Annotated in this window: 14 protein-coding genes; 10 read left to right on the top strand and 4 right to left on the bottom strand. The window is 71.3% G+C overall.

Annotated elements, in window-relative coordinates; all coding sequences use genetic code 11:
• Positions 1–291 precede the first annotated feature (291 nt).
• Positions 292–2,691, top strand: a complete 2,400-nt coding sequence (gene lon / locus F8566_RS28715) for an endopeptidase La (protein WP_151564956.1) — start codon at positions 292–294, stop codon at positions 2,689–2,691.
• Between the two features lie 382 nt (positions 2,692–3,073).
• Positions 3,074–5,947, top strand: coding sequence for an AfsR/SARP family transcriptional regulator (locus tag F8566_RS28710; protein WP_151564955.1), 2,874 nt, complete (start codon positions 3,074–3,076; stop codon positions 5,945–5,947).
• 35 nt (positions 5,948–5,982) lie between these two features.
• On the opposite strand, the gene F8566_RS28705 is transcribed toward F8566_RS28710, so the two are convergent.
• Entirely contained in the window at positions 5,983–7,512 is a 1,530-nt protein-coding gene (locus tag F8566_RS28705; protein WP_151564954.1) for a nitroreductase family deazaflavin-dependent oxidoreductase, read from the bottom strand.
• Between the two features lie 159 nt (positions 7,513–7,671).
• Here F8566_RS28705 and F8566_RS28700 point away from each other — a divergent pair, with 159 nt between their 5' ends.
• Genes F8566_RS28700 through F8566_RS28665 form a run of 8 tightly spaced genes read left to right on the top strand, consistent with a single transcriptional unit; the run spans position 7,672 to position 16,145 of the window.
• Positions 7,672–8,682, top strand: coding sequence for a Gfo/Idh/MocA family protein (locus F8566_RS28700; RefSeq protein WP_151564953.1), 1,011 nt, complete (start codon positions 7,672–7,674; stop codon positions 8,680–8,682).
• A 19-nt stretch (positions 8,683–8,701) separates the two neighbouring features.
• Complete coding sequence (locus F8566_RS28695; RefSeq protein ID WP_151564952.1) at positions 8,702–9,589, top strand: TIM barrel protein; 888 nt, start codon at positions 8,702–8,704, stop codon at positions 9,587–9,589.
• Between the two features lie 26 nt (positions 9,590–9,615).
• On the top strand, positions 9,616–10,542 hold the full coding sequence (gene iolC, locus F8566_RS28690) for a 5-dehydro-2-deoxygluconokinase (protein WP_151565022.1): 927 nt from the start codon (positions 9,616–9,618) through the stop codon (positions 10,540–10,542).
• On the top strand, positions 10,539–11,384 hold the full coding sequence (gene iolB / locus F8566_RS28685; protein WP_151564951.1) for a 5-deoxy-glucuronate isomerase: 846 nt from the start codon (positions 10,539–10,541) through the stop codon (positions 11,382–11,384). The genes iolC and iolB overlap by 4 nt, the downstream gene beginning before the upstream one ends.
• Positions 11,381–13,213, top strand: coding sequence for a 3D-(3,5/4)-trihydroxycyclohexane-1,2-dione acylhydrolase (decyclizing) (gene iolD / locus F8566_RS28680; protein ID WP_151564950.1), 1,833 nt, complete (start codon positions 11,381–11,383; stop codon positions 13,211–13,213). Before iolB ends, iolD begins: the two co-directional genes overlap by 4 nt.
• 54 nt (positions 13,214–13,267) lie before the next feature.
• Positions 13,268–14,257 carry a sugar ABC transporter substrate-binding protein gene (locus tag F8566_RS28675; RefSeq protein WP_151564949.1) on the top strand — a complete coding sequence of 330 codons (990 nt, stop codon included), beginning with the start codon at positions 13,268–13,270 and terminating at the stop codon, positions 14,255–14,257.
• A complete protein-coding gene (locus F8566_RS28670) occupies positions 14,257–15,309 on the top strand; it encodes an ABC transporter permease (RefSeq protein ID WP_151564948.1) in 1,053 nt (350 codons plus the stop codon). The genes F8566_RS28675 and F8566_RS28670 overlap by 1 nt, the downstream gene beginning before the upstream one ends.
• Entirely contained in the window at positions 15,306–16,145 is an 840-nt protein-coding gene (locus F8566_RS28665; protein ID WP_151564947.1) for an ATP-binding cassette domain-containing protein, read from the top strand. Before F8566_RS28670 ends, F8566_RS28665 begins: the two co-directional genes overlap by 4 nt.
• Positions 16,146–16,191: 46 nt before the next feature.
• Here F8566_RS28665 and F8566_RS28660 read toward each other — a convergent pair whose 3' ends face one another.
• The 3 genes from F8566_RS28660 to F8566_RS50155 all read right to left on the bottom strand — a co-directional run bounded on the left by F8566_RS28660 (position 16,192) and on the right by F8566_RS50155 (position 22,979).
• Positions 16,192–17,811 carry a serine/threonine-protein kinase gene (locus tag F8566_RS28660; protein WP_151564946.1) on the bottom strand — a complete coding sequence of 540 codons (1,620 nt, stop codon included), beginning with the start codon at positions 17,809–17,811 and terminating at the stop codon, positions 16,192–16,194.
• Positions 17,812–17,942: 131 nt separating this feature from the next.
• Positions 17,943–19,607 (bottom strand): serine/threonine-protein kinase, encoded by a 1,665-nt coding sequence (locus tag F8566_RS28655; RefSeq protein WP_192809901.1) that lies wholly within the window; start codon positions 19,605–19,607, stop codon positions 17,943–17,945.
• A 45-nt stretch (positions 19,608–19,652) separates the two neighbouring features.
• Positions 19,653–22,979: a hypothetical protein gene (locus tag F8566_RS50155; RefSeq protein ID WP_192809900.1), complete on the bottom strand. Its 3,327-nt coding sequence runs from the start codon at positions 22,977–22,979 to the stop codon at positions 19,653–19,655.
• Positions 22,980–23,056 lie beyond the last annotated feature (77 nt).

Below are 23,056 nucleotides of genomic sequence, written 5' to 3'. Positions count from 1 at the left end.
CACCCGCCCCGGCCGTCGTACTCAGACGGTCGGCGACACCGGAAGGGCACCTACTGGCCCGACGATCCGTGGACTGCTTGGCGTAGGCGTGCCGCCATCTCGAAGGTTTCGGCTGCCAAGGCTCATCGCGATGAGCTGCGGGTGCAGGGCCGGGCGGGAGGCGTGCGGCGGGGCGGGGGATGGTGATCGCTGAGAGCGAACGTTGCTGAGGAAACAAATTGCTGCTCCGTTTTCTTGAGTGTGTATGACTCAACCTTCGGGTGGGGTTCCTACGAGACTTTGGAGCTGAGCATGAGCGAGACCCTGACGCTGCCGGTGCTGCCCCTGGACGACGGGGCCGTTCTGCCGGGCATGGTCGTTCCCCTGGACCTTTCCGAGAGTTCGGAGGTGCGGGCGGCCATCGAGGCGGCACGTGCGGTGGCCCAGTCGAAGGGGCCGGGCATCCGGTCCGCCGTCAAGCCGCGGGTGCTGCTGGTGCCTCGGCTCAACGGGCAGTACGCCGCGGTGGGAACGCTGGGCGTGATCGAGCAGGAGGGGCGGCTGCCGGGGGGAGAACCCGGGGCTGTTGTACGGGGTGTTTCCCGTGTGCAGATCGGCACAGGGACCACCGGGCCGGGTGCGGCTCTGTGGGTCGAGGGCACTGAGATCGAGGTGCCGGCCAGCGGGCGCGCGGACGAGCTGGCCAAGGAGTACAAGGGCCTGGTGAGCGCGATCCTGCAGAAGCGGGGCGCCTGGCAGGTCGTGGATGTCGTTCAGCAGATCGATGACCCTTCGGCGCTGGCGGACAACGCGGGGTACGCGCCCTACCTGTCGATCGAGCAGAAGATCGAGGTGCTGGAGACCCCGGATGTGGTGGAGCGGCTCACCCTGGTGATCGGGTGGGCGCGGGATCACCTGGCTGAGCTGGACGTGGCGGAGACCATCCGCAAGGACGTCCAGGAGGGGATGGAGAAGACCCAGCGGGAGTTCCTGCTGCGCCAGCAGCTGGAGGCCGTCCGCAAGGAACTGGCCGAGCTGAACGGGGACCCGGCGGACGAGGAGGACGACTACAGGGCCCGGATCGAGGCCGCGGATCTGCCGGAGAAGGTGCGCGAGGCGGCTCTGAAGGAGGTCGACAAGCTGGAGCGCTCGTCGGACGCCTCCCCGGAGGGCGGCTGGATCCGGACGTGGCTCGACACGGTCCTGGACATTCCGTGGAACGAGCGGACCGAGGACTCGTACGACATCGCGGGCGCGAGGGAGATCCTGGACGCCGACCACGCGGGGCTTGGTGATGTCAAGGAGCGCATTATCGAGTACCTCGCCGTAAGGAAGCGGCGTGCGGATCGGGGGCTTGGTGTTGTCGGCGGGCGGAGGTCCGGCGCTGTGCTGGCGTTGGCCGGTCCCCCTGGAGTCGGCAAGACCTCGCTTGGCGAGTCCGTGGCGCGGGCCATGGGCCGCAAGTTCGTGCGTGTCGCCCTGGGTGGTGTCAGGGACGAGGCGGAGATCCGCGGGCACCGGCGCACTTATGTCGGCGCTCTGCCGGGCCGGATCGTACGGGCCATCCGTGAGGCGGGCTCGATGAACCCCGTCGTGCTCTTGGACGAGGTCGACAAGGTCGGCGCCGACTACCGGGGTGACCCGACGGCGGCGCTGCTGGAGGTCCTGGACCCGGAGCAGAACCACACGTTCCGGGACCACTACCTGGAGGTCGAGCTCGACCTGAGCGACGTGCTCTTCCTGGCGACGGCGAACGTGATCGAGGCGATCCCCGGGCCTCTCCTGGACCGCATGGAGCTCGTTCAGCTGGACGGCTACACCGAGGACGAGAAGGTCACGATCGCCCGGGACCACCTGCTGCCGCGCCAGCTGGAGAAGGCCGGGCTGGAGGCCGCCGAGGTCGCGTTCGAGGACGGTGCCCTGCGGCTCCTGGCGGGCGAGTACACCCGCGAGGCCGGCGTGCGGTCGCTGGACCGGTCGATCGCCCGGGTGCTGCGCAAGGTCGCGGCGAACGTGGCGCTGGAGAAGGCCGAGCTGCCGATCACGGTCGGCGCCGAGGACCTGAAGGACTACCTGGGACGGCCGCGGTTCACGCCGGAGGTCGAGCTCAGCAGGTCCGAGCGGCGGACCGGCGTTCCGGGGGTCGCGACGGGTCTGGCGGTCACCGGCGCGGGTGGCGACGTGCTCTACATCGAGGCGTCGCTGGCCGACAAGGAGACCGGCGACACCGGAGTCACCCTGACGGGCCAGCTCGGCGACGTCATGAAGGAGTCGGCCCGGATCGCGCTCAGCTACCTGCGTTCGCGCGGCGCCGAGCTCGAACTGCCGGTCGGCGACCTGAAGGAGCGCGGCGTGCACGTCCACGTGCCCGCCGGCGCGATCCCGAAGGACGGGCCGAGCGCGGGCATCACGATGACCACGGCGCTGGCGTCGCTGCTGTCGGGGCGGCCGGTCCGGTCGGACGTCGCGATGACCGGCGAGGTCTCCCTGACCGGGCGGGTGCTCCCGATCGGCGGGCTCAAGCAGAAGCTGCTCGCGGCCAGCCGCCTCGGCATCACGACCGCGATCGTGCCCAAGCGGAACGAGCCGGACCTGGAGGAGGTGCCGGCGGAGGTGCTGGAGAACATGACGGTCTTCGCTGTCAGCGACGTCCGTGAGGTGCTGGACCTGGCCCTGGAGCCCGCCACCACCGACACCCCCGTCAGCGTCTGATTCCAGAAGCGAACGCCTGTGCCAGGCCCTGCGGCTTGGCACAGGCGTTCCGTCGTGCTTAGCGGATTGTTAGCGGCTCGCGAGATGCTCTGTGCGCACGGGAGGACGGGGCGTCTTCGCGAGGGCGGGGCCATATTGCGGGGCGCGCGCCATCGGAGAAGATCCGGTACGTGTCCGCGCCGCGGAGACGCCCCATCCATCGGGGAGATCGTGACTTTCTGAGCGCGGCCCCGCCTCGTACGGCGGCCGAGGCGGGGGCAGGGACAAAGAGGTGATGACCACAGGCGCATAGCGGTTGGCGGAACTTCGGCATAACGGGAGCGGAGCGGTTACAGTGGGCGCCTCCCCGCCCTCCTTTCCGCATGCCGTGAGGTAGACCCCTATGCCCGGTGGGCTGTACTTCCGCGTCCTCGGCCCGGTGGTCGCCGAACGCGACGGCGTGCCGCTGGACGTGGGCGGTCCCCAGCCGCGCGCCGTGCTCGGCCTGCTCCTCCTGGAGGCAGGCCGGGTGGTGTCGGTGGACCGGCTGGCGGAGGCGCTGTGGGAGGGCGAGCCGCCCAATTCATGGCGGGTGCAGCTCCAGGGCATGGTGTCCCGTCTGCGCCGCAAACTGGGCGCGGGCGGCGAACGCACGTCCGCACCGATCGACACGGTCCCGCCCGGATACCGGTTGCGGATGTCGGACGATCAGCTGGACCTTCTGGTCTTCCGGCGCGAGGTCGAGCGGGCCAAGCGGCACATGGCGGCGGGTGAGCACCTGCTCGCCGCCGAGCTCCTGCACGTGGCGATGGCTCGCTGGCGCGGGCAGATCTGCGCCGACGTGGCTTCGCCGTACGTACGGCAGGCCGCGGCGGGCTGGGAGGATCTCCGGCTGGCCGCGCTGGAGGACCGGATCGACGCCGACATCGCCCGGGGCCGTCACGACGAGCTCGCCGCCGAACTGCACGCGCTCGTCCGGGAACACCCGCTCCGGGAGCGCTTCAGCGGCCAGCTCATGACCGTCCTCTCCCGCGCCGGGCGACCGGCCGACGCCCTCGCGGTGTTCCGGGACGCCCGCGAACGCATGGTGGCCGAGCTGGGGATCGAGCCGTCGACCCGGCTCCAGCAGCTCCACCGGGCGATCCTGACGGGTGTGCACGGCGCGGAGAACGCCGACGCCGTGCGAGGCCTCCCGTACGTCGTGCCTCGCCAGCTCCCCGCCGACGTCGTCGACCATGTCGGCCGGGAAGAGCTGCTGGCCGAGCTGGACGCCGTCCTGTCGTCCAGCGGGCCACGGGCGGCGCCGCCGCGGATCGCGATCACCGGGCCCGGTGGCATCGGCAAGACCGCGCTCGCCCTGCGCCTGGCCCACCGCAACCGCGAGGCCTACGCGGACGGCCAGCTCTACGCGCGGCTCGGCACCGCCGACGCCGCCGGGGTGCTGGCGACCTTCCTGCACGCGCTCGGCGTGCCGCCCGCGGGCGTGCCGCAGGCGGTCGACGAACGCGGCTCCCTGTTCCGCGAGCTGCTGGCCACCCGCCGCGTGCTCCTCGTCCTGGACGACGTGACGGACGAGGAGCAACTGCGCCCGCTGGTGCCCGCCGAGCCGCGCTGCGCGGTGCTGATCACCAGCCGCCGGCGGTTGTCGGGTGAGGGCGCGCTGCGGTCCGTCCAGCTCGACGCGCTGCCCGCCGACGCGGGCCTGCGCCTGTTCGGAGCCATCGCGGGCCCGGAGCGCGCCGCGGCCGAGCCGGAGGCGGCGGCCGAGATCGTCCGGTTGTGCGGTGGGCTGCCGCTCGCCGTCCGGATCGCCGCCGCGCGCCTTCGTACGCGGCCCGATCTCACGGTCCAGGACATGGCACGGCGCCTGGCGTCCCATCGTGACCGGCTCGACTGGTTAAAGCAGGGCGACGTCGGCGTGCGGGCCAGCTTCCAGGACTCCTACTCCGCGCTGAGCCCCGATCAGCAGCGCCTCTTCCGGCGTCTCGGGGCGCTGGAGGTCCCGGAGTTCCCCTCGTGGGTGCCCGCCGCCCTGCTCGCGGTCGGCGCCGCGGAGGCCGAGCGCCTCTTGGACGACCTCGTGGACGTCCACCTGGTCGAACCCGCCGGCCGCGGCGTGACCGGGCCGCGGTACCACGTGCACGATCTGATCCATCTCATGGCCGCCGAACTCGCGGACCCCGCCGATCGGATCCCCGCGCTCCGCCGCCTGCTGGGCGGCTGGCAGGACCTGGCCGCGACGGCCGATGCCGAACTCCCGCACTGGTACGGTCTGGACCCTGCACCGCCCCCGCTCTGGCGCGCGCCCGCCCACATGCACGAGGCCGTACGAGCCGCACCGCTCAGCTGGTTCGATGAGGAACGCGTCCAGCTGTCCGGCCAAGTGAGATCGGCCGAGGACCACGACCTCGGGGCGGCGTGGCCCTTGGCGCAGAGCGTGACCACCTACTTCGACCTGCAGGGCCGGTTCGACGAGTGGAGCGCGGCTCTGCACGCCGGGTTGCGGGTGGCCGAGCGGGCCGGGGATCGCCTCGGGCAGGCCTGCATGCTCGGACTCCTCGTGGACTGCGAGTCGAGCCGGTTTCAGCTCGGCGAGGGTCTCCAGTACGCCGAACGCGCGCTGGCCGCCTACCAGTCGCTCCCGCCGTACGAGCACGAACCCCTGCCGGCGGCGTCCTTGGACGAGCATTGCCGGCCGCTGCAGGAGGCCCGGCGCGCCAGGGATCCCCTCGGCATCGGCCGTTTCGCCTTCACCCTTTGCCTGAGCAGCCGCGAGGCGGGGGAGCGGGGCGACTACCTGTCACTCCTGGAGGAGGCCGCGGCGGCGTTCGAGGCGTGCGGCGCTCCCATGGCGGAGCTGTGGACGCTCAAGACCGCATGGCTGGCGTACCTCAAGCTCGGCCGGATCGACGACGCGGTCGCCTGCCTGGAACGGGGAATAACGATCATCATGCGGCTGGGGGACGATTTCGAGAGCACCTCGGTCGTCGGCGAGATCGGCACGCTGCTGGTCGCCGCGGGCCGGCTCGGCGATGCCGATGAGCTGGCCCGCGAGACCCTGCATCGCGCCCGCGCGCACGGCCACCGGTGGGACGAGGCCGCCGCCCTCGACATCCTGGCGGCGCTCGCCGAGGCCTCCGGCGACCAGCACGCCGCCGTCGACGCCCGGCTGCGAGCCCTCGCGTTGTGGCGGCGTCTGAACGCCACGGCCCGAATCTCCGACACCATGGCCAGACTCGCCGGGGACCTCGGCGTCACCAGCCTCCCGCAGGGGTAGGGCGTGTCTCGAAGTCGGCGCCGGGTCCTTGGGGGTCAAGCGTCCTTCGGCGTCAGTCGGAAGATGCGCAGCTGGCGGTCCACACGCTCGACGTAGCGGTCGTACACCGGCCAGACCTTCATGAGCTTCGGCCACACTTCGGCGCGTTCGGCGTCGTCGAGCAGGTGCGCGGTGACCGCCACCGTCCGGCCGCGGAAGCTCACCTCGGCGTCGGGGTTCTTGAGGAGGTTGCCGGTCCAGGCCGGGTGCTTCTCACGGCCGAAGTTGGAACCGACGATGACCCAGGTGCCGTCCGGCTCCGGCATGCAGGCGAGCGGTGCCTGCCGGGGCTTGCCGCTGACCGCGCCCGTCGTGGTGAGGACGAGGCTGGGCACGAGCGCCTGGCCGAGCAGGAACCGGCCCCCGCTGGCCTTGTGCAGGGCGCGGTCCAACGGTGGCACGATCTTCGGGCCGATCTTGGCGAACACGGGGGAGCCGGAGACGCGCTGCATGATGGGGCCCATCGTGCGCTGGATGAGGGTGGGCATCTTCTGCTCCTTGAGGTTCGGGGTCGGGGCGAGGCGTCCGGCCTTGCGCGGATCGAGGTGGCCGGCTGCGGCCAGCCAGCGGAGCCCGTCCTCGACGGTGTCGCGGACCGGCCGCAGTTCGAGGTCCAGGGCGTCGAGGGCGGGCCGGTCGTCGGTCGGCACGAGCTTGACCATGAACTCGGCGGCGTCCCGGGTCAGCGGGTAGTCGAACGTCCTGACGCGCTTGGCCAGGTCGAGCGCCGACCCCAGGCCGAGCATGACGGAGCCGGGCACGGTGAGTCGGCGGCACTTCACCCCGGTGAGGTCGTCGCAGAGATCGGCGCACTCCGGCCATGTCAGATAGTGGCCACCGAGCAGCCAGCGTTCGCCGCTCCGCTTGGCGGTCACCGTGCGCGCGACGGCCTCCGCCAGATCGCGGACGTCGATGATCGAGACGCCGCCGCGCGGCATCGGCCAGGCCTTGCCGAGGGCCCCGGCGAGCCCTTCCATCAGCGCGTCCAGCGTCGGCTGATGGGGCCCGCAGACGCCGCCGGGGTAGAGGATCGTGACGGGCGCGCCCTCGTCTTGGAGGCCGCGTACGTACCGTTCGGCCTCCAGTTTGGATCTGCCGTAGTCGGTGCGCGGTGTGGCGAGCGGAGCCTCGGCGGTGATGACGGGTCCGGACGGCGGGACGAAGACGGCGACGGTCGAGATGTGCACCACCGGGTCGAGCCCGCGGGCCACGGCGCCGCCGATGACGTTGCGGGTGCCGTCGACGTTGACCTTCACGATGTTCGCCTCGGCGCCGGTGACCCCGATCGCGGCGGCGGCGTGGATGGCGGCGTCGCAGCCGTCCAGGCCCTCGGCCACGGAGGCCTCGTCGAGCATGTCGCCGGGCACGAGCTCGACGTTCTCGGCGGGGACGCCGACGGCGTTGAGGACCTTGGCGGCCCTGCCCGGGTCGCGGACCAGGGCGCGCGGCCGGTGCCCGGCCGCGAGCAGGGCGGCCACGGTGTACGACCCGACGAAGCCGGACGCGCCGGTGAGGAAGACCCGCATGCGATCAAACTAGCGTTTGGTCGGGTGAGGATTCAATCGAGACGGGTCTTTCCGGTTTCGGTCTTCATCTTTTGCCGTTGAATCTGGTCCCGGCCGTTGACGGTGCTGGAACGCTCCATCACACTCGGGTCCCACCCAACCGAGAACGGGAGGGGACTCATGAGAATCGCACTGGCCGGTGCGGGGCGCATCGGAGCCCGCCATGCCGCCGCGCTGGCCGCACTGCCCGAGGTCGAGGCCGTGCTGGTGGCCGACGCCGATCCACGACGGGCCCGCGATCTGGCCGCCAGGGTGCGCGGCGCGCGGGCCGTCGACTCCGTCGAGAAACTGTTCACCGCGGGCGCCGACGGCCTGGTGGTCACCGCCGCGACCGACGCGCACGCGGGCCTGGTGGGCCGGAGCGTGGCCGCCGGAATGCCGGTGTTCTGCGAGAAGCCGCTGGCCTCGACTCTTGATGGAACGTTCCAAACAGTGGCCGCCGCACGCGCCGCGGGCGTGCCCGTGCAGGTCGGCTTCCAGCGCCGCTTCGACGCGGGCTACCTGGTGGCACGGGACGCGGTCGCCTCCGGGCGGCTCGGCTGGCTGCACACCGTGCGGTCGTGCAGCTTCGACCCGGCGCCGCCGCCCGCGGGGTACATCCCGACCTCCGGCGGGCTCTTCCGCGACTGCGTGATCCACGATCTCGACTCCATCCGCTTCGTCACCGGCCGCGAGGTGGCCCGGGTCATGGCCATGGGCGCCAACAAGGGCGACGAGATCTTCCAGGAGAGCGGCGACGTCGACACCGGGACCGCCCTCGTCACGCTGGACGACGGCACCCTCTGCACGGCGTCGGCCACCCGCTACAACGCAGCCGGATACGACGTCCGGCTGGAGGTCTTCGGCTCCAAGGACAGCGTCGTCGCCGGGCTGGACGACCAGACTCCCATCAGCCCCATACCGGAACGGGCTCACTCTGCCGGGCACGCCGCCGAGGCCTACAGCGGCTTCCTCGAACGCTTCGCCGCCGCGTACGACGCCGAGCTGCGCGCGTTCACCGACCTGGTCGCCGGGCGGCGGAGCAACCCGTGCCCGCCCGAGGAGGCGCTCGAAGCCTGCTACCTGGCCGAGGCGTGCGAGCTCTCCAGGCGCGAGGGCAGGGTCGTCGAGATCGAGGAGGTACGCCGATGAGGACCGAGGAGGTACGCCGATGAGGATCGCCGGGGCACCGATCTCATGGGGCGTGTGCGAGGTGCCGGGCTGGGGGCACCAGCTGGCACCGGACCGGGTGCTGGCCGAGATGCGCGAGCTCGGCATCACCGCGACCGAGCTCGGCCCCGCCGGGTTCCTCCCGGCCGGGCGGGCTGAACGCGACGAGCTACTTGAGTCATACGGGCTTGAACTGATCGGCGGATTCGTGCCCGTCGTCCTGCACGACCCCGCGTACGACCCGAGGCCGGAGGCCGAGCGTGCTCTCGACGACCTCGGCCAGGGTGCGACGCTGGTGCTCGCGGCGGTCACCGGGCTCGACGGTTATGACCGGCGGCCCGCCCTGGACACCAAGGGCTGGACGACCCTGCTGGCCAACCTCGACGCGATCTCCGCCATGGCCGCCGACCGCGGGCGGTGCGCGGTCCTGCATCCGCACGTCGGCACGATGGTCGAACGCCGCGACGAGGTCGAGATGGTCCTCGGCGAATGCGGGATCCCGCTCTGCCTCGACACCGGCCACCTCCTCATCGGCGGTACCGACCCGTCCTGGCTGGCCCGCACCGCCGCCCACCGGATCGCGCACGTTCACCTCAAGGACGTGGACGCGCAGCTCGCCGACCAGGTGCGCACGGGCCGGACCGGCTACACCGAGGCCGTCGGCACCGGGATGTACCGGCCGCTCGGCCGCGGGGACATTGACATCGCCGGGATCGTCCGCAGTCTGGAGAACGCCGGGTACGAAGGCTGGTACGTCATGGAGCAGGACACCGTGCTCACCACCGAACCCGGGCCGGGCGGCGGTCCCTGCGACGACGTCCGGGCGAGCCTCGACTACCTGGCCGAGGCCGACCTGACGGAGGTCGGCCTGACAGAGGGGGCGCCGTGACGACGAGCCGGTACGACCTGATCACCATGGGCCGGGTGAGCGTGGACGTCTACCCGCACCAGGTGGGCGTCCCGCTGGAGGACGTCGAGACGTTCGGCAAGTATCTCGGCGGCAGCCCCACCAACGTGGCGGTGGCCGCCGCCCGGCTCGGCCGCCGCGCCGCGGTGATCACCCGGACCGGCGACGACCCGTTCGGCCGGTTCGTGCACCGGGCGCTCAAGGGGTACGGGGTGGACGACCGCTTCGTCACGGCGGTCCCCGGCCTGCCCACACCGCTGGCGTTCTGCGAGATCTTCCCGCCGGACGACTTCCCGCTCTACTTCTACCGGTATCCGAAGGCCCCCGACCTGGAGATCCGGCCGGACGAGCTGGACCTGGACGCCATCCGTTCGGCGCGGCTCGTCTGGGCCACGGTGACCGGGCTGTCCCAGGAGCCGAGCCGCGAATCCACCCTGACCGCGCTCGCCGAGCACACCGGGAGCGCCGGCCGGACCGTGCTCGACCTCGACTACCGGCCGATGCTCTGGTCCGCGCCCGAGAACGCCCGGCGCTGGGCGCAGTCCGCACTGGAGCACGCCACCGTGGCCGTCGGGAACCTGGAGGAATGCGAGGTCGCGGTGGGGGAGCGAGAGCCGCACGCCGCCGCCCGTGCCCTCCTCGACCGCGGTCTCGAACTCGCCGTCGTGAAGCGGGGCCCGGAGGGTGTCCTCGCCGCGACGGAGGATCAGATGGTGGAGGTCCCGCCCGCCCACGTGAAGGTCGTCAACGGGCTGGGCGCCGGCGACGCGTTCGGCGGCGCCCTGTGCCACGGGCTGCTCGCCGGATGGGACCTTGAGCGTGTCATCGCGTTCGCGGGCGCCGCCGGTGCGATCGTGGCCTCACGGCTGGCCTGCTCCGACGCCATGCCGACCGAGGCCGAAGTGGACGAACTCCTCTGGGAGACTTCGAGATGAAGCATCACCTGCCCTCCGGGACGACCGCCGACGAGCCGTACAGCGTGATCATCACGCCCGAGACGGCCGGTTGGGAGCACACCGCGCTGCGGGTGCTCGAACTGCCGGCCGGCGGCGCGCACACGTTCGGCACGGGCGAGTTCGAGATGATCGTGCTGCCGCTCTCCGGCTCGTGCCGCGTCACCTGCGACGGGGAGGTCCTGGAGCTGCGCGGCCGCCGCACCGTCTTCACCCGGGTCACCGACTTCGCCTACGTGCCGCGCGACGCGCAGGTCACCGTCACAGGGCGGGGACGGTTCGCGCTGGCGGGGGCACGGTGCCGCGAACGGCTCGTGCCGCGGTACGGCCCGGCGGGGCGGGTGCCGGTCGAGCTGCGCGGCGCGGGACCGGCCAGCCGCCAGGTCAACAACTTCGGCACGCCCGAGGGGTTCCCGTACGCGGACAAGCTCATCGCCTGCGAGGTCCTGACCCCGGGCGGCTGCTGGTCGTCGTTCCCGCCGCACAAGCACGACGAGGAGACGCCGACGGAGTCCGTCCTCGAAGAGATCTACTACTTCGAGGTCGAGGGCCCGGCCGGCATGGCCTACCAGCGGGTGTACGGCTCGACGGACGTGCTCGAAGAGGTCCGCACCGGGGACGCCGTGCTGATCCCGCATGGCTGGCACGGCCCGTCGATGGCGGTGCCGGGACATGATCTCTACTACCTGAACGTGATGGCCGGGCCCTCGGACGAACGCGCCTGGCGGATCTGCGACGACCCGGCCCACACCTGGATCCGCGAGACGTGGACCACCCAGGACATCGACCCCAGGCTCCCGTTGACCTCGGTGGAGGAACGATGACCAGGCTCACCGTCGCGCAGGCGACCGTCCGTTTCCTGGCGCACCAGTGGTCGGAACGGGACGGCGAACGTCACCGTTTGATCTCGGGATGCTTCGGAATCTTCGGACACGGGAATGTGGCGGGGATCGGGCAGGCACTGCTGGAGGAGGGCTTCCCCTATCACATGGCCCGCAACGAGCAGGCGATGGTCCACACGGCCGTCGGGTACGCGCGCACGCAGGACCGGCTGCGCACGTACGCCTGCACGACGTCGATCGGTCCCGGCGCGACCAACCTGGTCACGGGTGCCGCGCTGGCCACGGTCAACCGCCTCCCCGTGCTGCTGCTCCCCGGCGACATCTTCGCCACGCGCAGCGCCAACCCCGTCCTCCAGGAACTGGAGGACGCCCGTTCGTACGACGTGTCGGTCAACGACTGCCTCAAGCCGGTGTCGAAGTACTGGGACCGGATCAACCGTCCGGAACAGCTTCCGTCCGCGCTGCTGGCCGCGATGCGCGTGCTGACCGATCCGGCCGAGACCGGCGCGGTCACGCTCGCGTTGCCGCAGGACGTCCAGGCCGAGGCGTACGACTGGCCGGACGAGCTGTTCGAGGACCGCATCTGGCACGTGGGCCGCCCGGTGCCCGAGCCCGCCGCGCTCGCGCGGGCGGCGGCGCTCCTCACGGCCGCGGAGCGGCCCTTGGTCGTCGCGGGCGGCGGCGTCATCTATTCGGGTGCCTCGGGCGAGCTGCGTGCGTTCGCCGAGCAGACCGGCGTGCCCGTCGCCGAGACGCAGGCGGGCAAGGGCTCGCTCGCCTGGGATCACCCGTGTGCCGTGGGCGCGATCGGCGCCACCGGTTCGACCGCCGCCAACGCGCTCGCGCGCGAGGCCGACGTCGTGCTCGGCATCGGCACCCGCTACAGCGACTTCACCACCGCCTCACGCAGCCTCTTCGCGCGGCCGGGCGTACGGTTCGTCAACCTCAACGTCGCCACGTTCGACGCCGCCAAGCTTGCGGGAGAGTCGCTGGTCGCCGACGCCCGGGCCGGGCTCGCCGCCTTGCGCGGAGCGATCGGTGACTGGACCGTCCCGGAGCCCTACCGCGAGGAGACCCGGATCCTGGTCGCGCGCTGGAACAAGACCGTGGACCAGGCCTATGCCCTCGGCCACACGCCGCTCCCCGCCCAATCGGAGATCCTCGGCGTCGTCAACGAGGTCAGCGGGCCGCGTGACGTGGTGGTGTGCGCCGCCGGGGCGATGCCGGGCGACCTGCACAAGCTGTGGCGCGCCCGGGACCCCAAGGGCTACCACGTGGAGTACGGCTACTCCTGCATGGGCTACGAGATCGCCGGCGGGCTGGGGGTGAAGCTCGCGGCGCCCGACCGGGACGTGTTCGTGCTGGTCGGGGACGGCTCGTACCTGATGATGGCGCAGGAACTGGTGACCGCCGTCGCCGAGGGGGCCAAGCTCATCGTCGTCCTCGTGAACAACCACGGCTACGCCTCGATCGGCGGGTTGTCGGAGACGGTCGGCGCCCAGCGTTTCGGCACCGCCTACCGCGACCGCGAGGGCGACCTGCTCCCGGTCGACCTCGCCGCCAACGCCGCCAGTCTCGGCGCCGACGTCGAGCGCGCCGGCACGATCGCCGAGTTCCGTGCCGCGCTCCAGCGGGCCAAGGAGTCCGCGCGCACGACCGTCGTCCACGTCGAGACCGATCCGCTCGTGTCGGCTCCCGGCAGCGAGGCCTGGTGGGACGTCCCCGTCGCCGAGGTGTCGGCGCTGGAGACGACCCAGGAGGCCCGCGCCCGATACGAGAAGGAGCGGCAAGCCCGACGCTCCCACCTGTGACCTTTCTTCGCTTTTTCCTAGCCCACCCCACTCGGGGAGAACGGAGAACGCCCAATGAAGCGCATACGGAGGTCCGGCCTGACGGCCCTGGCGGTGGCGGGCGTGCTGTCCCTGGCGCTCACCGCGTGCAGTGAGTCGGGCGGCAAAGAGGCAGAGAAGACGCCGGGCGTGGGCGGTGCCGGGCCGAGGCTCAAGGTCGCCATGGTCACGCACTCCGGACCGGGCGACACGTTCTGGGACATCGTCCAGAAGGGCGCCAAGGCGGCCGCCGCCAAGGACAACGTGGAGTTCCTCTACTCGGCCGACCCGGACGGCGGCAAGCAGGCGCAGCTCGTCCAGGCGGCCATCGACAAGAAGGTGGACGGCATCATCGTCACCTTCGCCAAGCCGGACGCGCTGAAGGACGTCGTCGCGCGCGCCACCGCGGCCAAGATCCCGGTCGTGTCGATCAACTCGGGCGCCGACGTGTCCGCGCAGTACGGCGCGGTCGCGCACTTCGGGCAGGACGAGACCGTGGCGGGCGAGGCCGCCGGGCGCGAGCTCGCCAAGTCCAATGCGAAGAAGGCGCTGTGCGTCATCCACGAGCAGGGCAACGTCGGACTGGAGGACCGCTGCGCCGGTGCCAAGAAGACCTTCGGCGGCTCGATGCAGAACCTCTTCGTGCAGGGCACCAACATGCCGCAGGTCAAGTCGTCCATCACCGCCAAGCTGCAGGCCGACAAGTCCATCGACGGCATCCTGACCCTGAACGCCGCGATCGCCGCCACCGCCGTCGACTCCGCCAAGGAGGCGGGCAGCCAGGCCAAGATCGCCACGTTCGACATGAACAAGGAGCTGGTCGCCTCCCTCAAGTCGGGCACCATCCAGTTCGCCGTCGACCAGCAGCCCTACCTGCAGGGGTACGAGGCGGTGGACGGAATCTGGCTGCTCAAGAACAACGGCAACATCCTCGGCGGCGGGCGGCCGGTGCTGACCGGACCGGCCATCGTCACCAAGGACACCGCGGCCTCGATCGAGCAGTTCGCCAACCAGGGCACGCGCTGATGGGTCAGGCAGTCGTCCAGCCGCCGCGGGTCGCGGCCGACGAACGGGTCACCCGGCGGTCGCCACTGCGGCGGCTGCTGGGACGCCCGGAACTCGGCGCACTGATCGGCGCGGTGGCGGTGTTCGTGTTCTTCTCCGTCGTCGCGGACGCGTTCCTGCAGGCCAGCTCGTTCTCGACGGTGCTGTACGCGGGTTCCACGTTCGGCATCATGGCGGTCGGCGTCTCGCTGCTGATGATCGGCGGCGAGTTCGACCTGTCGGCCGGGGTGATGGTGACGACGTCGGCGCTGATCGCCGCGCTGTTCAGCTACCAGCTCACGCTGAACGTGTGGGCGGGCGTGGTGATCTCGCTCGTCCTCACGCTCGCGCTGGGGTTCCTGAACGGGCTGCTCTACGTCAAGACCGGGCTGCCCAGCTTCATCATCACGCTGGCGACGTTCTTCATGCTGGCCGGCGCCAACCTCGGCGTCACCAAGGCCGTCACCGGCAACGTCGCCAGCGACTCGATCCGCGACATGGACGGGTTCGCCACGGCGCGGAGCGTGTTCGCGTCCGACGTGGTGATCGGTGGCGTCAACGTCAACATCACGGTCTTCTGGTGGTTGCTGTTCGTCGCGGTGGCGACCTGGATCCTGCTGCGCACCCGCACGGGCAACTGGATCTTCGCGTCCGGCGGCGCCGCCGCCAGCGCCCGGGCGGTCGGCGTCCCGGTCACCCGGACCAAGATCGGCCTCTTCATGGGGGTCGCGTTCTGCGCCTGGTTCTCCGGGATGCACCTGCTGTTCGCGTTCGCCTCGGTGCAGTCCGGCGAGGGCGTCGGCAACGAGTTCTTCTTCATCATCTGCGCGGTGATCGGCGGCTGCCTGCTGACCGGAGGCTACGGATCGGCGATCGGCGCCGCCATCGGCGCGTTCATCTTCGGCATGGTCAACAAGGGCATCGTGTACGCCGAGTGGAACCCCGACTGGTTCAAGTTCTTCCTCGGCGCGATGTTGCTCATCGCCACCGTCGTCAACCTCATCGTGCGCCGCCGAGTGGAGCAGTCGGGATGACGACCGAGAAGATCGAAACGGCACGGCCGCTGGTCCGGCTCGACGAGGTCGGCAAGAACTACGGCAACATCATCGCCCTGCGCGAGGTGTCCCTGGAGGTCTCGCCCGGCGAGGTCACCTGCGTGCTCGGCGACAACGGCGCCGGCAAGTCCACCCTCATCAAGATCGTGGCGGGTCTGCACCGCCACGACACCGGCACGTACCAGGTCGAGGGCGAGGCGGTGTCCTTCGCCTCGCCCCGGGAGGCGCTCGACCGCGGCATCGCCACGGTCTACCAGGACCTCGCCGTCGTCCCGCTCATGCCCGTATGGCGCAACTTCTTCCTCGGCTCGGAGAAGCGCAAGACGTTCGGGCTCATGGACATCGAGTTCATGCGCAGGACGACCAAGAGCGAACTCCTCGCCATGGGCATCGACCTGCGCGACGTCGACCAGCCCATCGGCACTCTCTCGGGCGGCGAACGCCAGTGCGTCGCGATCGCCCGCGCCGTCTACTTCGGCGCCAAGGTGCTCGTGCTGGACGAGCCCACCGCCGCCCTCGGCGTCAAGCAGGCGGGCGTCGTCCTCCGCTACATCGTCCAGGCGCGCGAACGCGGGCTCGGCGTCATCTTCATCACCCACAACCCGCACCACGCCTACCCGGTCGGCGACCGCTTCCTGCTCCTCAAACGCGGCCGCAGCATCGGCTACCACAGCAAGGGCGACATCACCCTGGACGAGCTCACCGCCCTCATGGCGGGCGGCTCCGAACTCGAAGAGCTCGCCCACGAGCTGCAGGGCGTCACCGCGGGCAAGGAACTGACCGAGGAGGCCAAGAAGCTCGGCCTCACCGACTAGAACCAGGACGGACCGGAACCAGGACCGGCTGAAAAACCAGGACGGGCTAGAGCCAGGTGGCTCCGGCGAGGATCTTCTCCAGGCCCGGGATGTTCCACTCGTCCACGATCAGGATCTTCGACTGCGGGAAGAACCAGGTCTTCTGGATGAACGGGTCCCTCCGGGGGAGGTTGACGTCCTGGGCCAGGCAGTAGAAGCGCCACTCGTAGTACTCAGCCTTGCGGCTGCCGACCTGTGCCAGTCCCTTCTTCATGAGCCGGTCGGGAGTGCGCATCCGGTAAGTGGCGGGCTTGGGCGGGCATACGCCGCCCGGGTCGTTCGCGGGGTGGAAGCCTTTGCCCTGCCGGTATCTCGCCTCCTGTACCTCCTGCGTCCAGAGCATCTGGTCCTCGTCCAGCACGGCGAAGCTCGGGCAACCCGAGTTGTAGTAGGTCTTCCTCATGTCCGGATACCAGGCGTTGGCCGGGCAGCGGCCCGGCACGTCGACCCGGTAGCTGCCGCCCTTCTCGCCGAGGCGCTGGACCTTCCAGCCCTGGGGCACGGACAGGCGGAACCTGCCCAACGTGATTGGGACACCGGGTGGCGCTGCCGGAGACGAGCTGGCGGCCGTCTCCTTGGGCGCCGGCTCGCCTCTACCGGCCTGGTAGACGCCGACGCCGCCCGCGGTGGCGCCGACGACGGCCGTTCCGGCGATGGCGACGGTGGTCTTGGTGCCGAGCGCGGTGAGCACTCCGGTGGAGCCCGCGGTGGAGGCGCCGGCCCCGGCTGCCCCGGCCGCGACGGACGCGCCCGGTGCGAGCCCGGCCGCGGCGAGCGGGAAGAGCGCGGCGAGCGCGATGGCCGTGCCGGTGAGGACACGGACGCCGCGTGACTCCCAGTCCGGGCCGTACGTGGCGCGGGCGACCTCTTCGAGCTCTCCGACGAAGACGGCCGCACTCGCGGGGCGTTCATCCGGTTCCTTGGCCATGCCCTTCGCGACGAGCGGCCGCAGCGCCGTCGGGAGATCCTCCAGCGGGATGGGCTTGTTGACGTGCCCGTTCATGAGCGCGGCCTGGTTGCCGCCCTCGTACGGGCGGCGGCCGGTGACGCATTCGAAGAAGACGCAGGTGGCCGCGTAGACGTCGGTCGCCGGGGACGCCGGCCCGCCCCGCCACTGCTCGGGCGCCATGTAGAGCGGCGTGCCCGCGGACGACGACGCGCCCTCGGGCGTGGCGATCCCGAAGTCGATGAGCTTGCTCCGCCCGTCGGCCGGCACGACGACGTTCGCGGGCTTGTAGTCGCGATGGACGACGCCCGCCGTGTGGGCGGCGGCGAGGCCCAGCAGCGAGCCCTTGAGGACGGTCAGCGCCGCCTCCGGCTCCAGCGTCCCGTACCGCTCCAGGATCGTCTTGAACGGGACGCCCTCGACGGCCTCCATGATGATCGCGACGCCCTCGTCCGTCTCGACCAGCCGGTAGAGGCGGGCGACATGGGGGTTGTCGACCTGCCCGAGCATGCGCGCCTCGTGCCGGAGCCTTCGCTGGGCCTCCGGGTCGGCGTCGGCGGGCAGGTACTTGATCGCTACCGGCGTGCCCCGCTCGGCATGCCGGGCGAGCACCACCCTGCCCTGGGCGCCCCGGCCCAGCTCCCGCACTTCCTCGAACCCCGAGACCTGCCAGTCAGTCAACGCCGTGCTCCCTGCCCGTCAGTGATCCGCCGACTGTCTGACGCGGATCCCGCCCGCCAGGTTTGCAGATAATGATCTCTGACTGGTCCATGTCAGGCCGCAGTGTCAGGCTGCAGTGTCAGATCGCAGTGTCAGGCCGTCCAGGTCGCCTTCTGGAGGATCGCGGCGAGGCCGGGGGTGTTCCATTCGTCCACGATGAGGACCTTCGACTGCGGGAGGTACCAGAGGCGGTGCGCGAAGCTCACGTTCGTCTTCTCGTATTTCGGGATGAGCTTCGCGCAGGTGATCTGCCATTCGCGGTACTCGGCCTGGCGTCCGCCGATGGGGGCCAAGCCTCGTTTCACGAGCTTTTGCCCCCCGATGCCGAACAGGTCGGCGCGGGGCGGGCAGGCGTGTGTCGCCTCGGTGTCGGGAGCGAAGATACTCGTGATCTTGAACGTGTCCCAGCCCAGCTCGCCGTCGTTGCGGAACGGCATGACGATCACAGCGAAGCTCGGGCAGTGGTTGTTGTAGTAGGGGTCCTGCTCCCGCGTCTTCCCCTCACGCTTGTCGTTTTCCTGCACCAGCTTCGGCACCCGGCATTGGCCGGGCACATTCACCCGGTAGTTGTATGTCAAGGGCGTCCGGGAGTTGCGTTCGTACACCGGTAGCGGGTGCGACTTCCAGGTCAGGGGGAGCCGCAGGGAAAGCTTGCCGAACGCGACGTTCTTGCCCGGAGCGAGCGAGCTCGCCGCCGCGGCCGGTTTGCGCGGCTGAGTCTCGTCGGACTGGGCGTACTCATAGACGCCGAAGACGCCCGCCGTGGCGCCGACCACGGCCGTGCTCGCGATCGCCACGGTGGCCTTCGCACTCAGCGCCCCCACCACGCCGGACGATCCTGCGGCGGACGCACCCGCGCCCGCGGCGACGCCCGCCGGGGCGAGGCCCGCGGCGGCGAGCGGGAACAGCGCGGCGAACGCCAGGGCGACGCCGCCCAGGATCCGAACCCCGCGCGACTCCCAGTCGGGCCCGTACGCCTTGCGCGCGGTCTCCTCCAGTTCGGCGACGAACGCGGCGGCGCTCGGCGGGCGCTGCGCCGCCTCCTTGGCCATGCCGCGCGCCACGAGATGCCGCAGCGGCTGGTCGACCTCTTCGAGGGGGACGGGCTCGTTGAGATGCCCGTTCATCAGCCCGGCACGGTCGGTGGCCTGGTAGGGGCGACGCCCGGTGACGCACTCGAAGAAGACGCAGGCGGCCGCGTAGACATCGGTCGCCGGGCTCGCGGGCCCGCCCCGCCACTGCTCTGGCGCCATGTAGACCGGGGTCCCGGCGCCCGAGGAGCTTCCGGCGAACGTGGCGATGCCGAAGTCGATGAGCTTGCTCAGGCCGTCGGCCCGGACGACGACGTTCGCGGGCTTGTAGTCGCGGTGGACCACGCCCACAGCGTGGGCGGCTGCGAGGCCCAGCAGGGATCCTTTGAGAACGGTGAGCGCGGCCTCGGGTTCGAGCGTTCCATAGCGTTCGAGGATCGTCTTGAACGGGACGCCCTCGACGGCCTCCATGATGATCGCGACACCCTCGTCCGCCTCGACCAGGCGGTAGAGCTTGGCGACGTGCGGGTCGCGCACCTGGCCGAGCATCCGTGCCTCATAGCGAAAGCGCTCTTGCGCCCCGGGGTCCGCGCCGGCCGGAAGGTATTTGATGGCCACAGGAGTGCCCTTGACGGCATGCCGGGCCAGCACCACGCGGCCCTGCCCGCCCCGGCCCAGCTCCTTCAGCTCTTCGAATTCGGAAACACTCCACTCAGTCACGCTCATGTGACGCATCATGCACCCGAAAAGTTGTCGTTCGTCCCTGGAGTGTCACTCGTCCGATGTGGTGATGTGGCGTGCGGTGTAGCTGACATCCGGATGGGCGTGAGTGCGAAGAAGGCGGAGCAGGGCACGCCATTCCTCCGGCCAGCCCGCTCGCGGTGCGTGACGGCTGGCCAGGGCGCAGGCGAAGAGCCCACCGGCCAGGTCGCCGCGCGCGGCGAGCCGTTCCGCGTGCGGCTGGACCTGCGTGGGCTCGGGCAGCAGGTAGCCGTACGACCAGGGCTCCACGTCGCCGGAGGCCAGCGCGTGCGCGACGGCGTCGACCGCGAGGACGCCGCCCATGGGCCGGTCGGCGAGCGCGTCGATCTCAGCGGCGGCGCCAGGGGCGTCCCACCGCAGGGCCGCAGCGAGGAGCTCACTCGCCTGCGGTTCCGGCAGCCGCCCGTCGAGGGCGCGGACGGCGGGTTCGGCGGCATCGCGAGAGTACACGGCCTTCGCGCGCACGGCGGCGGCGAGGGCGCCGAGCCGCTGGAAGGCGGGCCGGTCGCGGTCGGCGGCCGCGTCGGGCTCGGCGGGGGCGCCGGCGAGGGCGTCGGCCGCCGCCGAGAGCTCGGCGGTGCCCGTGCCGCTCGTCGCGCAGCCGATCAGTGCGTCGAGCGCGGCCTGCCAGCCGGTCACGGTCAGGTCGGTGAGGAGCGCGGCGGCGACGGCGGGCGCGTCGGGTGCCCATGGCGCCCAGGCGGGGAGCGCGGGCAGTGCCGCGGCGCGCGCCTCGGTGTCGGTGGAACGGGCGACGCGGACCACCAGCCGCCCGTAGGCGGGCCGGTGACGATCCTCGATCAGGAACGGCGACGTGCCGAGGACCTGGCGGGCCAGGTCGCGTGGACCGTTCGCGGCCTCGTTCAGGATCCGCATGGCGACCGGGTCACCCAGACGTGCCCGCAGGGCAGAGGCGATCGCGGCCCGCACGTCGCGATGCTGGCCGGGGTCGTCCCAGGCGGCCTCGATGAGGGCCATCGCCTCGGGCACCCGGTTGTGCAGGAGGATGCGCAAGGACTCCTTGCGAGCGGTGATCTTCCCGGTGGTGAGCACCGGTCCGAGCTGGGCCGCGAGGGCACTGGGCGGTACGTAACGTGCCGCCCGGGCGGCCGCGTACACCGCGACATGCGCGTCATCACTGGAGGCGTGCTCCAGCAGAACGGGCAGCATGTCCTGGGGCGTCGAGATCCAGGGGGCGGCGGTCAGCGCGACCCGGCGCAGCAATGCGTCCGGATGGGTGAGGTAGGGGAGGAGTTCGTCGGCCCCCACGCCGGGCACCGCGCCGATGTTGCGAACGGCCTCTGCACGGCGCGCGTCGGGCGTGCCCTCGTCCTGTGCCAGGAGATGCTGCAACTCCAGGTAGCGGACGCGCTGCCCGGCAGTCCAGCGGCGCGGCCATGAGGAGTATGCCGAGGGTACGTGAAGGACGTCCGGCGTCGAGAAACGACCGGGCGGCACGTTCCCCGACAGAGGAACGTCCAGCAGATCGGTACGGGCGGTGGCGATCACAGCGAACACGCTGGCAAGGGCCACCGCGGACGGCTCTCGCGCCAGCAGGCGGGCGACGCGGTCTCCGCGAGCACGCGGTGGCGCGAGCCACAGCGTGATCGCTTGCTTGGCCACGGCGGTCTCGCGCGCGCCGGTGGCCTTTTCCAGCGCGTCCTGCAGCAGGTGCACGTCATGTGCACGGCGCCCTAGAGACGTGGCGAGCCTGAGCGCCAGCCCGTGCTCGCCCCGCCGCTGCGCGTCCGACAGCCGCGCCGCGAGCATACGCACAAGACCATGTTCGGCACCGCGCGGCAGCACCGTGTCCAGCCGGCCGAAGGCCGCGTCACCCAGGTGATCGGTGAGCTTCCCGAACAGCTCCAGCCCCTTGACGACCAGGCTCTCGTCGCCGCGCATCGCACCCTGCCGGCACATGATCCGGGCGAGCCGCGCGATGGCCTCGCGTGTGGCGTACGAGCAGTCGCGCGCGTTGAGGGCCTCCTCGGTGAGCCGGGCGAACGTGGCGCCATGCGAGCTCCGGATCTGGCCGGGCGGGATGGCGGCGAGCGCGTGCAACGCCGCCGACCGGACCGGGTCCTGCTCGTTCCGCAGCCGCCCGAGCGAGTCGAAGAGCCGCGCCAGAACCTCGGGGTCGCGGGCCCGTCCGGCGCAACCGATGAGCAGCCGGTAGCCGGTCGCGCGTTCGTCGGCGTCCTGCCGCTCGGTGAGCGCCTTGAGGATCGGAAACGCCTCGTCGTACGGCAGATACGAGGCAGTCTCCCAGTATCTGCAGGGGGTCTCGGCCACCTGCCGCAGCTGCAGCATGCGCCGGGCCTCCCGGATGCGCGCCGCCGCAGGCAGCACGTCGAGCAACTCGCCGTCCAGCTCCATGACGGCGCGGTCCACGCCGGCCATGGCCAGCTCGAAAACCTGCTCCCGGCGGCTCGGCGGGAATTCGTCGACCAGCAGCCGCAGGACGTGCTCGTCGGACCGGACCGCGCGCACCACAGCGGCCAGGTCGTCCTCCCCCAGCCTGGTCATCCGTCGCCGGATGGACGGCGTGCGCAGCAGATCGACGAGCTGCTCCCGGTGCGGCTCCGACAGCAGGAGCCGCATCATCCGGTCGCGGTCGGCGTCCAAGAGCAGCCCTGACCGCGGGACCAGCGCCGCAGGCAGCGACCCGTCGACCCAGTGGTCTTCGAGGAGCCCGATGACCCGCCCGGGTTCATGCTCTGCGGCCGCCGCGACGCCGTCCGCCGGACCCCACCACCAGTGGCGCCGCGTTCCTTCGGGAAGACCGGCGAGGGCCTCCTCGGCGTGGTCGAGCATCACGTCGGGGTGGGAGCGGCCGAACGACCGCCAGTTGGGCACCGCGTGGGCGAGCGCGCCGATGCGTTCGCGGGCGACCCGCTCTCCGCAGACCGGCAGCAGGCCCGCCGCCTCGTCCTCGCCCCACCGCGCCGCCACACGTTCGATCAGCGCCTCGGCCAGGTCCGCACGCCGCCACCGCCGGATCCCCTGGTAAGCGGCCGAACGGAGGGCGGCGGGCGCGTCGTCGAGCAGCGCGGCGAACGCCTCGGGACCGACCCCGAGCCGTGCCGCCCAGCCGATCGCGACCCCCGCCAGATCGACGGCGGGGTCCCGCATGGCCGCAGCCAGATGGTCCAGGCCCGCCGTGTCACGCGCGGCCGCCGCGATGAAGATCGCCAGCGACCGTTCATAGTGGTCGCCGCGGCCGAGTTCGTCGAGCACGTGGGGCTCAATCCCCTGGCGGGCGAGCGCCGCCAGACGACGGCAGCGTTCACCATGGGAGAGGGGCTCGATCTCGTTCAGCAGTTCCGCGACGCGCATGGAGCGCATCCTTCCGGATCACGAAGTCGCGGTCACCCCGATATTCAGGGCATCAGCGCCGCATCAGAGTCTCGATC

The sequence above is a fragment of the Actinomadura rudentiformis genome, assembly GCF_008923185.1.
Lineage (GTDB): Bacteria > Actinomycetota > Actinomycetes > Streptosporangiales > Streptosporangiaceae > Spirillospora > Spirillospora rudentiformis.
The sequence above is the reverse complement of the archived record's forward strand: the minus strand, read 5'-3'. Positions and strand labels throughout refer to the sequence as shown.